13 protein-coding genes are annotated in these 15,741 nt (G+C 61.3%); 9 read left to right on the top strand and 4 right to left on the bottom strand.

What is annotated here, in order from left to right; all coding sequences use genetic code 11:
• Window positions 1-175: 175 nt before the first annotated feature.
• Window positions 176-1,690, bottom strand: coding sequence for a glycosyltransferase family 39 protein (locus tag AO692_RS18835; RefSeq protein ID WP_054311583.1), 1,515 nt, complete (start codon window positions 1,688-1,690; stop codon window positions 176-178).
• A 158-nt stretch (window positions 1,691-1,848) separates the two neighbouring features.
• On the opposite strand from AO692_RS18835, the gene map reads away from it, so the two are divergent.
• Together map and AO692_RS18825 are read left to right on the top strand one after the other, a co-directional pair.
• Entirely contained in the window at window positions 1,849-2,679 is an 831-nt protein-coding gene (map, locus tag AO692_RS18830) for a type I methionyl aminopeptidase (RefSeq protein ID WP_054311582.1), read from the top strand.
• A 14-nt stretch (window positions 2,680-2,693) separates the two neighbouring features.
• Window positions 2,694-3,635, top strand: coding sequence for a LysR family transcriptional regulator (locus AO692_RS18825; RefSeq protein ID WP_054311581.1), 942 nt, complete (start codon window positions 2,694-2,696; stop codon window positions 3,633-3,635).
• Here AO692_RS18825 and AO692_RS18820 read toward each other — a convergent pair.
• From AO692_RS18820 to leuC, 3 genes are read right to left on the bottom strand one after another with little or no spacing between them, the layout of a single operon-like run.
• On the bottom strand, window positions 3,578-4,489 hold the full coding sequence (locus AO692_RS18820; protein WP_244483407.1) for an alpha/beta hydrolase: 912 nt from the start codon (window positions 4,487-4,489) through the stop codon (window positions 3,578-3,580). The two genes, AO692_RS18825 and AO692_RS18820, sit on opposite strands and share 58 nt — an antisense overlap.
• Window positions 4,489-5,100 carry a 3-isopropylmalate dehydratase small subunit gene (leuD, locus tag AO692_RS18815; RefSeq protein ID WP_054311579.1) on the bottom strand — a complete coding sequence of 204 codons (612 nt, stop codon included), beginning with the start codon at window positions 5,098-5,100 and terminating at the stop codon, window positions 4,489-4,491. Before leuD ends, AO692_RS18820 begins: the two co-directional genes overlap by 1 nt.
• A gap of 2 nt (window positions 5,101-5,102) precedes the next feature.
• Window positions 5,103-6,521: a 3-isopropylmalate dehydratase large subunit gene (leuC, locus tag AO692_RS18810; RefSeq protein WP_054311578.1), complete on the bottom strand. Its 1,419-nt coding sequence runs from the start codon at window positions 6,519-6,521 to the stop codon at window positions 5,103-5,105.
• A 225-nt stretch (window positions 6,522-6,746) separates the two neighbouring features.
• On the opposite strand from leuC, the gene AO692_RS18805 reads away from it, so the two are divergent.
• The 7 genes from AO692_RS18805 to AO692_RS18775 all read left to right on the top strand — a co-directional run bounded on the left by AO692_RS18805 (window position 6,747) and on the right by AO692_RS18775 (window position 15,655).
• Window positions 6,747-8,009 (top strand): amidohydrolase, encoded by a 1,263-nt coding sequence (locus tag AO692_RS18805; protein ID WP_348271468.1) that lies wholly within the window; start codon window positions 6,747-6,749, stop codon window positions 8,007-8,009.
• 74 nt (window positions 8,010-8,083) lie between these two features.
• The gene (locus AO692_RS18800) at window positions 8,084-10,123 is read left to right on the top strand and encodes a prolyl oligopeptidase family serine peptidase (RefSeq protein ID WP_054311577.1); all 2,040 of its coding nucleotides are present in this window, start codon (window positions 8,084-8,086) and stop codon (window positions 10,121-10,123) included.
• Between the two features lie 85 nt (window positions 10,124-10,208).
• Window positions 10,209-11,807, top strand: a complete 1,599-nt coding sequence (locus tag AO692_RS18795) for an ABC transporter substrate-binding protein (protein ID WP_054311576.1) — start codon at window positions 10,209-10,211, stop codon at window positions 11,805-11,807.
• A gap of 10 nt (window positions 11,808-11,817) precedes the next feature.
• A complete protein-coding gene (locus AO692_RS18790) occupies window positions 11,818-12,807 on the top strand; it encodes an ABC transporter permease (protein ID WP_054311575.1) in 990 nt (329 codons plus the stop codon).
• On the top strand, window positions 12,800-13,714 hold the full coding sequence (locus AO692_RS18785; protein ID WP_082407438.1) for an ABC transporter permease: 915 nt from the start codon (window positions 12,800-12,802) through the stop codon (window positions 13,712-13,714). Before AO692_RS18790 ends, AO692_RS18785 begins: the two co-directional genes overlap by 8 nt.
• Window positions 13,711-14,685, top strand: coding sequence for an ABC transporter ATP-binding protein (locus tag AO692_RS18780; RefSeq protein WP_054311574.1), 975 nt, complete (start codon window positions 13,711-13,713; stop codon window positions 14,683-14,685). Before AO692_RS18785 ends, AO692_RS18780 begins: the two co-directional genes overlap by 4 nt.
• Window positions 14,657-15,655, top strand: a complete 999-nt coding sequence (locus tag AO692_RS18775; RefSeq protein WP_054311573.1) for an oligopeptide/dipeptide ABC transporter ATP-binding protein — start codon at window positions 14,657-14,659, stop codon at window positions 15,653-15,655. The genes AO692_RS18780 and AO692_RS18775 overlap by 29 nt, the downstream gene beginning before the upstream one ends.
• The last annotated feature ends 86 nt before the right edge of the window (window positions 15,656-15,741 follow it).

Below are 15,741 nucleotides of genomic sequence, written 5' to 3'. Positions count from 1 at the left end.
CTCCACCCGGGCGTGAACGTCTTTTCTGAGTGGAAGTTCCTTGCCAGAGGCTTTTATGGTGAATTGTGGCAAGAGCGCGACCACTGGTTGTATCTCTGCAACAGACATATCCGATGCAGCCCCGCCGAGGTCGTTTTCCGCTCGAATAGAAACAAGCGCCTGGTTGCAGCGTCGATCAAGCAGGAGCGAAGCGCGGTTTGCAGTTTCGCGTCGGCGTATCAGGAACCCGTTTGTAAAGCGCTCCCCAATCCGACAACGATTCCACTTTTGTCCAGTTGGGCGAAGCATCCAACACAGCGAGATCGGAAGCACCAGCAACCAGATAGCCGCTTGTCACCTGGCAATCGAGCTCATCGTGCCCCAGCTCGAACATCTTGCGATGGCCGTAAACCAGAATGTTCTCGTTCATATGGTCACGATCCCAAACTACGGGCATCGATCCCGGCGGCAGGTCTTTCATCACCGTTGAAAAAGCTTCGACATCGGCACGCAGCTGACGCTGACCGCCGGTGCGCCCATCCATAAGGACGATCTGCACCAGTTGCACGAAAACCGCGACGGTCAGGCCGGCGCCGATGACGAAATGCGCGAAATAGAGCCGGCGCCAGTTCATCGACACCCACAGCCCTGCCATGACGGCCAGCGGCCATGTTGCAGGCATCGAATAGCGTGTCCGGCCGATCGGCAGGATTGTGGTCAGCACGCCCATCGGGACGGCAGCCAAAAGCAATGCGTCGACGACCCAGCGCCGCTCCTGCGGCAAATCGGAGCGTGCAAAGACCATGGCAACCGCAACCGGCAGGAATGGCAGTTGGTAGAGTATCGCCAGGGGCAGATCGCTGAGATGCAGCAACCGCGTTAGTCGATTGTCACCACCCACCTCGCCGCCCAGCCGCATTTCGCTGATCCAATGCGCGGCGCCTGCATCGGGGTGGTTCGACCAGGCCCAAGCCAGCATCGGCAGATGCGCGAGCACGACCACGGCGATGGCAGCAAGAGCATCACGCGGCTTCCGTTCAACAAGCGGGATGACAATCATCGGCAGAGCTGAAAAGGCAACCGGGATCGGGCCTTTGGTCATCGCCGCACATGCGAGAAGTGCGGCAATGCCGAGCCAGAGCACGAGGGTGAAGTACCGTCGCGCACGGCCAAACAACCAGAGCGCCAGCGCCATGCCGCACAGAGCGGTGACGGTGACATCGGTCTCGCCGATGCGTGCCCTCAGTAGAATCTGCACCGAGCAGAGAAAGGCCAGTCCCGCCGTCAGGGCCGCTACCTTCCGGTCTCGCGGTGCAAGGACAAGAGCAGCAGCGCCGGCCGAAAGCGCGCCGGCCAACGCGGCAATCACGCCCGGCAAGCGGATCGACACCTCATCCAGAATGCCGCGTAGCGCGGCCACCGCTGCCATCAGCCAGGGCGTGAAGGGCGGTTTGTTGACGTAGGGCGTGCCGATAAACTTGAGATGCCACCAGGCGTCGCCGTCCAGCATCTCCAAAACCTGCAGGGCGCGCCGACCTTCTTCGAAACGAAGCGGGCGCAGCCCCAGATAGGGAAAATAGAGGAGGAGTCCCGCGCCAAGCACGAACGGGAGCCAGCATCTGGCCCACCCTTCCAGCATGTTGATCTGCCATTGCGCGGGAGATGCGCGCCAGCCCGGCCAGCCGAGCAGCTGCCTGAAGATACTCGACACGGAATACCGTCCCGTCTAGATGCCCTATCTCCCCCAACCATCGGCATCTAACACGGTCAATGCCGCCTGTCTCGCTGCCAATGCAATGCAAAAGGTTGAAGAACGACGCCATCGGTGTCACATGATAATCTGCCCGAAAACAAACGCTTCCGGATACCATGGTCACCTATCTCGACGCAGAAACAGCCCCACTGCGCAACACCGGCCAGATCAGGCTCTACAATGAGGAGAGCTTTGCCGGCATGCGCAAGGCTTGCCTGCTGACCGCGCAATGCCTGGATGAATTGGTCGACATCGTGAAGCCTGGCGTCACCACGAATACCATCGACCGTTTCGTCTTCGAGTTCGGCATGGACCATGGCGCGCTGCCGGCCACGCTCAACTATCGTGGCTACACGAAGTCGTCCTGCACGTCGATCAATCATGTCGTTTGTCATGGCATCCCCGATGACAAGCCGCTGCGTGACGGCGATATCGTCAATATCGACGTCACCTACATCCTGGACGGCTGGCATGGCGATTCCAGTCGCATGTATCCGGTCGGTACCGTCAAGCGCGCCGCCGAGCGGCTGATGGAAGTGACGCATGAGTGCCTGATGCGCGGCATTGCCGCGATCCGTCCCGGCGTGCGCACGGGCGCCATCGGCCAGGCGATCCAAGTCTATGCCGAAGGCGAACGCTGTTCCGTGGTCCGTGATTTTTGCGGCCATGGCGTCGGCCGGCTGTTCCACGACGCGCCGAACATCCTGCACTACGGCCATGCCAACGAAGGTGTGGAAATGCGCCCCGGCATGATCTTCACGGTGGAGCCGATGATCAATCTCGGTCGGCCGCATGTGAAGGTTCTTTCCGACGGCTGGACGGCGGTCACCCGCGACCGTTCGCTGTCGGCACAGTATGAGCACACGATCGGCGTGACCTCGACCGGCTGCGAGATTTTCACGCTGTCGCCGAAGGGGCTCGACAGGCCGGGTCTTCCGCCACTCTAGTCCCGGGGTCCGGCGTGGATACAGTCTGGCTGTTGGATTTTCTCGCGGTAATACGCGAGGGTGGATTTTCTCGGGCAGCCGAGCGGCGAGCCATCAGCCAACCTGCCTTCAGCAGGAGAATCAAGTGCCTTGAGGAATGGGTCGGCGCCCCTCTTTTCGACAGAAGCTCACACTCGATCGAACTAACCAACGCTGGAGAACGCCTCAGGCCATTCGCCGAAGAGATTCTCCGGCAGCTTGAGACTGCGCGTCGTGACGCAATGAGCGCCGCACAAACGGCCACGGAAACGCTGGTATTCGCATCCACGCACGCCTTGTCTTTGACTTTCTTCCCGCCATGGCTGCGCCAGTTGGAATCTGACGAGCCACTGCTGACTTCCGTGCAGCTGATCGCGGATTCGATGGTCCGCTGCGAGCAGTTCATGATCGAAGGCCGGAGCCAGTTCCTGCTCTGCCATCACCATCCCGCCGCCTTCAACAGGCTGACAGGCGATCGATTTCGATCCGTACCGCTGGGAACGGACATATTGGTGCCGGTTGCTGCACCATCGCTCGCCTCGACCCAAATCATGGAAAATGGGCCTTTTCTGGCCTATTCGACGGAATCTGGCATGGGCCGCATTCTCAATGCCGCCTGGGAGCAAAACGGCAGGCGCCTGCCACCGGATCCTGTCTTTTCCTCACATCTTGCCACAATGCTGGTGACAATGGCCCGCGACGGACGCGGGCTGGCGTGGTCACCTCTCAGCCTTGTGGCTGACGACATCGCTTCCGGTCGACTGATGAAAATTGGCGTCCCCGAGGACGAGGTTTCCATCGAAATCCATCTCTTTCGCGCCAAGTCGCGGCAGACGCAGACGGCGGAACGCTTTTGGCAGCGTGTGAGCCGCCAGAGCGATCAGCTCATGAAGAACGAAAAGAGCTCTTCCGCCACCAGGGCCGGACATTCCTCCTGAAGGTTGTGGCCGCAATCGAGCGCCCTACCCTTCACGTCCAGCGCCTTCTCCAGCCAGGTTTGCTCGACATCATAAAGAGCTCCCACGGTGCTGCGCGCTCCCCACATGGCGAGCAAAGGCGCTGCGATTCGTTTGTGGTCATCTGCGGCATCATGCACGAGATCGATTCCAGCCGAAGCCCGGTAATCCTCGCAAACAGCATGTTGTGTCATCGGGTCACGATAGCAGCGCAGATATTCCGAAAAGATCTCCGGCTCCGTGGCATCAGCGGGACCGTTCTGCCGACCGAGATGTGCTCGAAGAAAGAATTCGGGATCGTTACCGATCAGACGCTCCGGCAGTGGATAAGGCTGGATGAAGAAGAACCACCAGAAGTAACGCGTGGCGAATACCCGATCGGTGCGCGCATACATCGTTGCGGTTGGCGCAATGTCCAGTAGGGCCACCCTGGCGACAGCATCGGGATGATCGAGCGCCATGCGATGAGCAACGCGAGCGCCTCGATCGTGCCCCGCCACGAAAAAGCGCTCGAAGCCCAATGCCTGCATTAGCTCGACCTGATCCCGCGCCATCACCCGCTTGGAGTAGTTGATATGGTCGTCCCCGCCTGACGGCTTGCTGCTGTCGCCATATCCACGCAGGTCCGCCGCAATCACCGTAAAATGCCTGGCAAGCGTGGGAGCAACCTTGCGCCAGGTCACATGCGTCTGGGGATGTCCGTGCAGAAGGAGAAGCGGCGGCCCTTCGCCGGCGATCGCAAATCGCAGCGTCGTTTTCGCTCTGGTCGTAAAATCGAAAAGATCAAAGCCTTTCAGGAACGGCGACGGGCCAACAGGCGTCAGTGAGTTCGCGATCACTTCTGTTCCAGCCATGGATTTTCTCGCAAGTAGTTGCGCTCAAATGTGCGGATCTCATCTCTGAACTCCAGCGTCTGGCCCACGGCATCCAGCCCCTTGAGGAGGGAATCCTTACGGATCGGATCGATCTCGAAATCAATCTCCAGCCCTCGACCGCAGATGGTTTCATTGTTCAAATCAATGGTAAGGACATTGTCGGCGGGGGAACTGACAAGGTCCAGCAGACGCCTGACCTCTTCCTCACCGAGTTCTATGGCGAGCAGGCCGTTGCGGGCACAATTGTCGAAGAAAATGCCCGCGAAACTCTGCGCGATGATGCAGCGGATGCCGTATTGCATCAGTCCCCATACGGCGTGTTCGCGACTGGATCCGCAGCCGAAATTCGGACCCGCGATCAGGAAAGCGGCATCCCGCCACTCTGCCTGGTTGAGGATGAATCCAGGCCGGGGGCTGCCCTGTTCATCGAAACGCAGATGATAGAACAATCCTCGATCAAGGCCGCTGCGATCTATCCCTTTCAGGAACTGCTTGGGCATGATGACATCGGTATCGATGTTGCTTGCCGCGAGTGGTACCGCAATACCCCTCACCTTGACAAAGGCCTGCATATCTAGCGCTCACCCACGAGTTGACGAACATCGGCAAGGCGGCCAGCAACGGCAGAAGCGGCAACCATGGCCGGGCTCATCAGATGTGTGCGCCCGCCGGCCCCTTGACGGTCTTCGAAATTGCGGTTGGTACTGGAGGCGCAACGTTCCGCCCGGGCCAGAACATCATCGTTCATCGCCAGGCACATCGAGCAGCCCGACTGCCGCCATTCAAATCCGGCCGACGTGAAAATGCGATCGAGGCCCTCGGCTTCAGCCTGACGCCTTACCGACATGGAACCGGGAACCACTATAGCCCTTACACCGGACGCAATATGTCGGCCATCAAGAACCCGGGCCGCATCGCGAAGGTCTTCGATGCGAGAGTTGGTGCAGGAACCGATAAAGGCAGCCTGGATCTGGATCGTATTCACCGGCTGGCCGGGCCTGAGATCCATATAGGCCAGCGCGCGCTCGATGGCGTGCCGGCGAACGGGATCTGCCTGCATGCGAGGGTCCGGCACGCATTCCGTGATCTTGACCGCTTGATCCGGGCTTGTACCCCACGTCACCATGGGGGCAATTTCCTTGGCCGCCAAGATGACTTCTCTGTCGAAGATCGCGTCGCAGTCACTTTGTAACGACAGCCATCTCTCGGACGCCAGGCGCCAAAGTTCGTCCCTGGGAGCCCGAACTGTTTTGGAAAGATAGGTCATGACCTTTTCGTCTGGGGCAATGAGAGCGCCGCGCGCGCCGCACTCGACGGCCATGTTGCAAAGGGTCATGCGTGCCTCGATGCTGAGCGCACGGATACCACCCCCCTGAAATTCGATTGCATAACCGGTTGCACCCGAAGCGCCGATGCTCTCGATCAATGCCATGACGACATCCTTCGAGCGCACGCCCGGGGGCAGATCTCCATCCAGTGTCACGCGCATTGATCCAAGTCGTTTGTAGATCAGTGTCTGAGTTGCGAGGTAGTGCTCGATATCGGAGGTGCCGATGCCGAAGCCGAGCGCACCAAAGGCACCATAGGTGGTGGTGTGGCTGTCGCCCGCCGCAATCACCATCCCTGGCAGCACCAGGCCGATTTCCGGCATCACCACATGCTCGATGCCTTGCATCGCATGCTTCATGTCGAAAATCTCGATGCCGAAATCCCGGCAATTCTCGGCGAAATAGCTTGTCTGTTTCGCTGCATCCTCCGGTATGGCGATCCGGCCGACGACGGTCGGATTGACGTGATCAACCACACCGAGCGCCGCGGCGGGACGCCAGACGGGACGTTCCGCAATGCGCAGGGCAGTGAACGCCTGAGGTGACGTATATTCATTCAGCACGGTACGATCGACGTAGAGAAGAACCTGTTGGGCATGCTCGTCGAGTTTTCGTACCGTGTGGCGGTCAACGAGTTTGTCGTAAAGTGTCCGCGCTCTATGCACTGCCTCAACCTCCGGCCTGTAACGGCGAGGTTAGCGTCGGCGAATGCGAACGGTCTCATGCAAAACTTGCATCGATTGATCGGTAAATCCTGTTGGCCGCCGAGCCTGCCAAATCACTAGGGTGGCGCTGCCGATCAGCCAATGGCTTGTCGAGCAAATGGGTAGGAAAACAAGCTTTCGTTTCGACAGCACATCGGCGGCGTTCTGCCAGATTTCAAAGCCGGGATGTCGAACGACGCTGGGAGGGAACTTTCGTTTCTTGAGCAGGCTCTTGAGATGCGAAAGCACGATCGGGGAATGATGCCAGGACCTTTGACCAAATTCCCGTCGCCGGCAGTGGAAGAAGCAATCTCCATTCGCCGTCATCTGCACAGCAGGCCCGAATTGAAATTCGAAGAGCGGGAAACCGCCGACCTTGTCGCAAATTTCCTTGTCCGGCACGGCTACGAGACCAGACAGGGCATTGCAGGCACCGGCGTGATCGGCATGCTGGATACCGGGCGGCCGGGGCCAACCATCTGCTTTCGCGCCGATATGGACGCCCTGCCGATACAGGAAGAGACAGGCCTGGATTATGCTTCGACCATGCCAGGCAAGATGCATGCATGCGGCCATGACGGGCATACCGCCTCGTTGCTGCTCGCAGCCGCAAAGCTTGCTTCCGACAATGCACAGTTGAATGGACGCCTCAAGCTGCTGTTTCAGCCTGCCGAGGAAGGCGGCACCGGTGCCGTTCGCATGATCGAGGAAGGTGTGCTCGCCGAAGTCGATGCCATCTATGGCTTTCACAACCGCCCTGGTTACAGGCTGGGCCGGGTTTTCGCCAAGACAGGTCCGGCCATGGGCGGCACTTCGGTGTATGAGGTCACCATCATCGGCAACGGCGGTCACTCCTCGCGGCCCGACCTGGCAGTCGATCCGATATTTGTAGGCGCGAGTCTCATCCATTCCATGCAAAGCGTGGTGTCGCGACGCCTTTCGCCCCTGGAGGCGGGAGTGGTCAGCGTCACGCAATTTCATGGCGGCAACGCCCATAACGTCATTCCCGGCCGCGCTTCGATGACGATCAACACACGGGATGCCAGTCCAGAAACCGGAGCAATGATTGATCGCGAACTCGGCCGGCTGGTCAAAAGCATCTGCCACGCCCATGGGGCAGGTGTGGAGTTGACGCGTATCCTGCGCATTCCGCCCGTCGTGAACCACGCTACGGAAACCGATTTCACGGTGGCCGTCGCCGTCGAGGTCGTCGGGCCCGACAACGCCGGATATGTCCATCAGCTTCCCACCATGGGCGCCGAGGACTTCGCCTTCTACCTCGAGAAGGTCCCCGGTTGCTTTTTCTTCGTCGGCAATGGTGAAGACAGCGCCTATCTCCACCACCCCCTCTACGATTTCAACGACGACGTACTGCCGGTCGCAGCGGGCATGTTTGCAGGAATTGCGCATCGGCGCCTCGGCATCGGCGCCCTTCCCCGGGGTGGATGACGGCACCTTCGTGCAGCGGGTCAGCAATGCTCCCTTCGCGGCAGCACCAGCCAATCCAATGGAGGATCTCTCACGTGTCGGTTCTTGAGCCACAGGACTATTTCCGGCTGCGTCTGCCGTCAGATCCGCAGATTTCGCCGGACGGGCGATACGTCGCTTACGTACGCGACCGGCCCGACGTCATCCGCGACGTCTGGTGCTCGGACGTGCAGATCTTCGAGCGCAAGTCCGGAAAGGCGCAGGACCTGGGCCAAGGCTTCCAGCCACGCTGGTCGCCGAATTCAGACCAGCTCGCCTTTGTGGGTGGAGAGGATGACACGAATGAAATCCGCCTGTGGTCTGTCGCAACCGGCGAAACCAAGGCAATCGCCAACCTGCCGTCGACACCGGAAGGTCTGGCCTGGTCTCCAGATGGTCGAACAATCGCATTCGTCATGCGTGCGCCGCAGGCACAGCCAGCTCAAACGGACAAGCGGACCGCTCCGGCCTGGCATGGCTTGCGGACGGAACGATGGGCACGGCCGGGTCAGTACACGGAGCGTCTTCTGCGGCGGATAGAAGGTGTGGATGCCGAGCTCCTGCCCGAGGGACATCATCAGATATTCCTGTTGGATGTCGAGAGCGCAACCATCCGGCAGCTCACCGTCGATCCGTTCGAACATGGTGGCCCGCTCGCACTGGTGACAAAACTGAAGCTCGCAGGACACATCTCCTGGTCCTCCGACAGCCGCAATGTGATCATGTCGATGCTGCGCGATCCGACGCCGCCGGGGCCCGTGAACCCGGCCAATGTCGTCGCGGCAGACGTATACAGTTTTTCGATTGCAGACGGGGCTGTCACCCGTCTCACCCGCTTCGGCGGAACAATTGCCCATGCCACAGTCTCCCCCGATGGCGAATGGATCGCATTTGTGGGCTCCCGTGGTTCGCAGAAGAGCTTCCGTACGAATGTCGTCCACGTCATGAGCCGATCGGGAGGGAATCTTCGCACGTTGACGCACCCCGATGGACTCGAAGTCCATCAGGAACTGCTCTGGCTGCCCGACAGCTCGGGATTGCTCGCACTCGTTCCGCATGAAGGTGCCGGATGTTTGCAAAAGGTCGACCTCGAAGGGCGATGGACGGTGTTGTCGCGAGAGGTCGGCGGCTCGGCCGTTTCCGGTTATGTGCTGTGGAGCAAGTTCGTTTCGGTCTCGCGCGATGGCGAAATCGCCATACTGCACGGCAGCTCGACGCGAACCGACGAAGTCGCAATCCTGTCAGTCGACGGCACTCACTGCCAGCAGGTGACGCATGAAAGCGACTGGATGTCGAACATAACGGTTGCACCGATCGAGCCGATGTGGCTGGCGACCAAGCTGCCCATGCAGGCCTGGCTGATCCGGCCCGCTGATGCTCCCGCCGACAAGCCGCTGCCGCTGATCCTATGGCTCCATGGCGGCCCCTATCTGTGCTGGGGTCCACATTTTGCCGTCGTCCCACAGCTCTGGGCGGCACGCGGCTATGCGGTGCTGATGATGAACCCTCGCGGATCACTCGGTTATGGTGAAGCCTTCACCGACTATCTGGAGCACGATTTCCCAGGAGCCGACGACCTGATGATCGCCGACGCGGTCGATCTTGTGGTCAAGCGCGGCGGCATCGACCCTGACCGTGTCTATATCGCGGGAGAATCCGCCGGCGGGGTGCTGACGGCCTGGCTCATCGGACACACGCGTCGCTTCGCGGCGGCTGCCGTCGTCTATGGCGTCGTCGACTGGATCAGTCAGACGTTGCTTCAAGACAGGCCGGACTACTTTGCCTACCGGTGGCGGTCCGGCCCTCCCTGGGAAGCCGGCAAACATGAAGTCTACTGGCGCCATTCTCCGCTCGCCTTGGTCGGCAACGTCCAGACACCGACGATTGTCTTGTGCGGCGAGCGCGATTGGCGAACGCCGGTCACGCAATCGGAGATGTACTTCACCGCTTTGAAGATGTGCGGTGTCGAAGCAGCCCTGGTCAGCTACCCCGACAACAATCATGGATTGGAACGTCATCCCAGCCAGTTTCTCGATTTCTCCGAACGCATCGGAGAGTGGTTCACGCGACACGCGGATGCCGGCGAACTGCCGTGACCACTGATGACCCAGCCGAGTGGAGACAAGCCTGCGAGGCATCGCAGGTTCCAGACAAGGCCATAGAAAAAGAGGGGAATAAACTATGTCGCTCGATCGTATGGACCCACAGGAATTCCTGGCCCTGACCTATGCCCATGCGCGGCAGAACGTTCTGAGCCGCCGAAGCGTCCTTGGTGGCTTCGTAGCCCTCGCAGGCGCAATGGCCCTGCCGGGTCGTGCTGCCTTTGCCGAGGGACGCGGTGGAACCTTGCGCATCGGCCGCGACCAGGAACCTGACAGTCTGGACCCTCAGAAGACCCTTATCGCGGTCTCCGATCAAACCAACAACTGGATTTATGAGCCGCTGGTGCGTCTCGACGTCGATGGCAAGGTTGTGCCGGGCCTGGCTGAACGGTGGGAGGCCACAGACAATAACAAGACCATCGTGTTCCACCTGCGCGACGGCGTGACCTTCCACGACGGCAGCCCGGCCGATGCCGAAGCCTGCGTATGGACCACGCAACGGATCATGGATCCGGCCACGGCATCGCCATCCTCCTATCTGCTGGGTCCGTTCGACAAGGCCGAGGTCGTGGACCGGCTGACTGTCATCTATCGGTTCAAGGAACCCTTCGTACCGCTATGGATCGGCCTATCCAGTCCCTCGACAGCCATCTTGCCCCGCAAGTCGGTTGAAGCGCTGGGTGACCAGTTCGGCCGCAATCCAGTCGGCTGCGGACCCTTTCGCTTCGCAGGCTGGGCACCCGACACAGGCATCAAGCTGGTGCGGTTCGACGATTATAAATGCGGCCCGGTGGCGGCAGCGGACGAAGTGCAGTTCTTGTACTTCCCCGAGGATTCGACGCGGATCGCGGCACTGGAGACGGACGAGATCGACGTGCTCGCTACCGGGCAGGCAGTGCCGGTCGACGCTGTTCGCCGGTTGCGCCAGAACAGCGATATCCAGCTTCTGTCCCGGGCAAGACAGGGGTTGCGGGCCCTTGTCTTCAATTTGAACAAGGCACCGTTCGACGACATTCGCGTCCGTCAGGCCGTTTGCCACGCCATCGATCGCGAGAAGGTCCTGGCTTTCGCCCTCGACGGCAACGGCCAAATCGCGCACGGTCCCCTGCCCACGACCATCCCTGGCTATTCGAAGGCGGTGGAGGCGCTGGACTACGCCTACGATCCGGCCAAGGCCAAGGCACTCTTGGCTGAAGCCGGCCAGTCGGCAGGGCTGAAACTAAGCATGATCACCTCGGACATGCCGCCGATCCGACGGACAGCCGAAATCGTGCAGACCGAGTTGCGCGGCATCGGGATCGAACTTGAAATCCAGTCGCTGCCGGTGGGGGAATGGGCGTCGCTATCCAGCAAGGGCGAGCACCACATCTTCTTCATGGCATATGAATACAACGATGCCGACATCCTGTACGCCGCTCTGCACAGCCAGGGTTCCTACAACCGCAGCTTCCGCAAGGACGCGGCGCTGGACAAGATGCTCGAGGCGCAACGGGTTGCGTTCGATCCGGCGGCGCGGCAGTCCCTTTTGGATGACGCGCAGGCACTCATCATGCGCCAGGCTTATTGGGCTCCGCTGTTTGAGCCACTGAACTTTGCGGCGCTGTCGTCCTCGGTCCGGGATGCGGCCCTGCGCACCGACGGCGATATTTCCGTCGACAGCGCCTGGATCGAGAATTGAGGAGCGGCCGATGCTGCCCTTGATCATCAAGCGGATCGCCTATGCGCTTGTCATCATCGCCGGCATCGCCTTCGTGGTGTCGGCGATGACCAAGCTGGTTCCCGGTGATCCGGTGGATGTCATGGCCGCGGGTAACCCCGGCATGACGGAGGCCGACAAGGCTCGGCTACGCACTCAGCTCGGCCTCGATCGTCCGATGCTGGATCAATACGTTTCCTATCTCGGCAATGCGTTACGGGGTGATCTCGGCACTTCGCTGCGCCAGCGCGTCCCAGCCGCGCAGCTCATCCTGGAACGACTGCCGGCGACGGCGGAACTAACGCTGTGGTCAATGGTGCTGGCGCTATCGGTAGCAACCCCGATCGGCATCGTGACGGCGCTGCGCCGGGATAGCCCGATCGACACAGCGGGCACCGTGGTCGCAGTCGTCGGAGTCTCCACCCCCTCCTTCCTGCTCGGTGTCCTGTTGATCCTTCTGTTTTCCGTGCAACTCGGCTGGCTGCCGGCCTCGGGCTACAAGGGATCGGTGATCGCTGCGATACCGAAGGCGATTGTCGACGGTCGCTTCGATCTCCTGTGGCAGAAGGTTCGTTACTTCCTTTTACCCTCGGTATCGCTGGCCTTCGGTCTGATGGCGGTCAATGCCCGACTGATCCGGTCGGCGATGATCGAAACGATCCGGCAGGACTACGTCCAGTTCGCCCGGGCCAAAGGAGTGCCTCCTCGCACGGTCGTGCTAAAGCACGCTTTTCGCAATGCCATCATTCCGGTCATCACGATGGTTGGGCTGCAGCTGGGTAACCTTCTGTCTGGCGCCATCGTTGCCGAAACCGTGTTCGCCTGGCCCGGTATCGGTCGGCTGTCGGTACAAGCCATCACTACCCGCGATTACCCCCTCGTGCAGGCCACGGTGCTCATCACCGCGGTGCTGTTCGTGGGAATGAACCTGATCATCGATCTGCTCTACCAGATCATAGATCCGCGGATGCGTCATGGCTGACAGCACACTGTCTCAAATCGCGGCAACCGCACCGACAGAGTCTGTGCACAACGTGGCGAGGAACCAGTTCCTCAAGGCGCTTCGCCGCAGCCCAAAAGGGCTGGCCGGGCTGCTTCTGATCGGCATGATCCTGATCGGCGCCGCTGCAGCGCCCGCCCTGGCGCCGTACGATCCCGCCCAGCAGGTGTTGGGATGGCGTTTCCTGCCGCCCGTCTGGGCAACAGGTGGCGGCTGGGATCATATTCTGGGCGGTGACAATCTGGGCCGGGACATCTTCAGCCGGATCGTCGTCGGCGCCCGGACCTCGCTGGCGGTCGCAATCATCGTCGTCGCGCTGGCCGCCACCATCGGCTCCCTTCTCGGCGCGGTGGCCGGCTATGCCGGCGGTATCGTCGACAATCTCATCATGCGATTGGTCGACTTCCTTCTGGCGTTCCCCTTCCTGCTTCTGGCCCTGATGATCATGGCGATCCTGGGACCCGGCTTCTGGACCATGGTGCTGGCGCTGTCGATCGCACTATGGGTCAATTACGCCCGTGTCGTGAGAGGCGAAGCGCTGCGCATCGAACAGATGGAATTCGTAGAGGCGGCGCGATCGATAGGAGTGCCCGGCTGGCGCATCGTGCTGGGACACGTGCTGCCAAATGTGATCCCATCGGTTCTGGTCCTCGCCACTTTGGAAGTAGCGCTGGTGATCATTGCCGAAGCGGCGCTCAGCTTCCTCGGCCTCGGCGTCCAGCCGCCGACCCCCTCCTGGGGCAAGATGATCAGCGAGGGTCGCGACTTCCTGTATGACGCGCCATGGATGGTGCTGGGGCCCGGGCTGGTGATCCTGATGACGTCGGTGGGTATCAACCTGTTCGGCGATTTCCTGCGCGACTTCGTCGATCCGAGGGCCGAGCGATGAGCACGCCGCTGCTGCAGGTCCACGACCTGCGCGTAGAATACGCCTCGCCTCGGGGTCTGGTTCGGGCCGTGGCCGGAGTATCGCTATCGCTCGACCGCAACCGCATCCTAGGCCTCGTGGGTGAGAGCGGCTGCGGCAAGTCGACTGTTGGCCAAGCCCTGCTGGGACTGATCCAGCCACCGGGCCGGATAGCGGGCGGGGACATCCGGTTCGAGAACAGAAGCCTCGTCGGCCTGCCTGAACGCGAGATGCGTCGGTTGCGCGGTAACCGACTGTCGATGATCTTCCAGGATCCGACCGCCACCCTGAACCCGGTCATGACTATCGGCGACCAGATCGCCGAGTTGTTCCGCTGGCATCGACCAAGGATGCGGCGGAAAGAGGTGCAGACCCGCGTCACGGAGCTTCTCGAGCGCGTCGGCATCGTTGATGCAGATCGGCGGAGCCGAGCCTATCCGCACGAGTTGTCGGGCGGCATGCGTCAACGCGTCGTCATTGCCTGCGCCCTGGCGCTGGACCCAGCACTGATCGTAGCCGACGAACCAACGACAGCCCTGGACGTCACCGTCCAGGCCCAGATCCTCGACCTGATCCGCGGCTTGCAGGCCGAGCATGGCACCGCGGTTATTCTCGTCAGCCACGACCTGGGCGTCATTGCCGAGACCTGCGACGACGTTGCCGTGATGTATGCCGGGCGGATCGTGGAGAGCGGCCCGACAGCCGAGGTGCTGGCCCGGCCGCGGCACCCCTACACTGCCGGCCTGATCGCGTCGCGCCCGTCGATCACCGCGCCGGACCAGGTGGTGCGGCCGATCCCAGGCACCGTGCCCGATCTGGCCAATCCGCCAGTCGGCTGTCCGTTCCATCCGCGCTGCGTCCGAGCAGTCGCGGGCTGCCGTGAGGGCATCCCTGCTCTTTCCCCAACTCGTGAGGAACCGCGCCATGCTGTCGCCTGTCCCCTCGCTGCCTGACCAGGCTCGAACCGAGTCGCCTCCCGACCTTCTCTCGGTCAAGGGCCTCGTGAAGCACTACGCGCTGCCCGGCCGCTGGTTCGGACGTGCAGGGGTAATACCTGCGGTCGACGACGTCAGCTTCAGCATCGGGTCGCGGGAGACCCTTGGCCTCGTCGGCGAAAGCGGCAGCGGGAAATCCACCATAGGCCGTATGATTATGCGGCTGATACGTCCGACTGCCGGCAATATCCTCTTCGACGGGCAGGATTGGCTTGCCTCCTCCGGCGAGGAATTTCGGCGAGCCCGGCGACGGGTACAGATGGTGTTCCAGAGCCCTTACGCCTCGCTGGATCCGCGTTGGCGCATTGCCGACATCGTGGCTGAACCCTTGCGCACGCATCAGAGCCTGCCGGCGGCGGAACTGCGTGATCGAGTGGCCGGCTTGCTGCAGGCGGTCGGCCTGGACCCGTCTGTAGCCGACCGGCATCCACACCAGTTTTCGGGTGGCCAACGTCAACGCATCGGGATCGCCCGAGCCATCGCGCTGGAACCAGACCTTCTGGTAGCGGATGAGCCGGTGTCCGCCCTCGACGTCTCTGTCCAGGCACAAATCCTGGCCTTGCTGCAGGACATCAAGGCTCGAGGTCGACTGTCGATGCTGTTCATTTCGCATGATCTGTCGGTCGTGGCTTATTTGTGCGACCGGGTCGGCGTGCTCTATCGCGGGCGTCTCGTGGAACTGGCGGGGACGCGAAGCCTGTTTCATGCGCCAGGCCACCCCTATACCCGCGCGCTTCTGGCCGCGATTCCAGGATCGGGCCAGCGTTGCGAGGCGTCTGCCCCATCCAGTGCCGCGGTTTCCGAAACCGGCTGCGCCTATGCCAGCCGGTGTCCGCATGCCCGCGAACCATGCCGCACAATCGTCCCGGCCCTGCGGCCATCGGGGTCCGGCGCACTAATAGCCTGCCATCGCGTGGGAGAAATCTGAAGAAGCAGCGCTAAGCGCATCTTTTTCAGGAGGGGGACAGCGCTGGGAACGCCGTCCTCGGGAAAAACGCGCCCATTTTTCAAACC

It is taken from the genome of Mesorhizobium sp. 1M-11 (assembly GCF_001303895.1).
In the GTDB taxonomy this organism is placed as follows: domain Bacteria; phylum Pseudomonadota; class Alphaproteobacteria; order Rhizobiales; family Rhizobiaceae; genus Mesorhizobium.
Note: the sequence above shows the minus strand (reverse complement) of the source record. Positions and strands in the feature narration are given on the sequence as shown.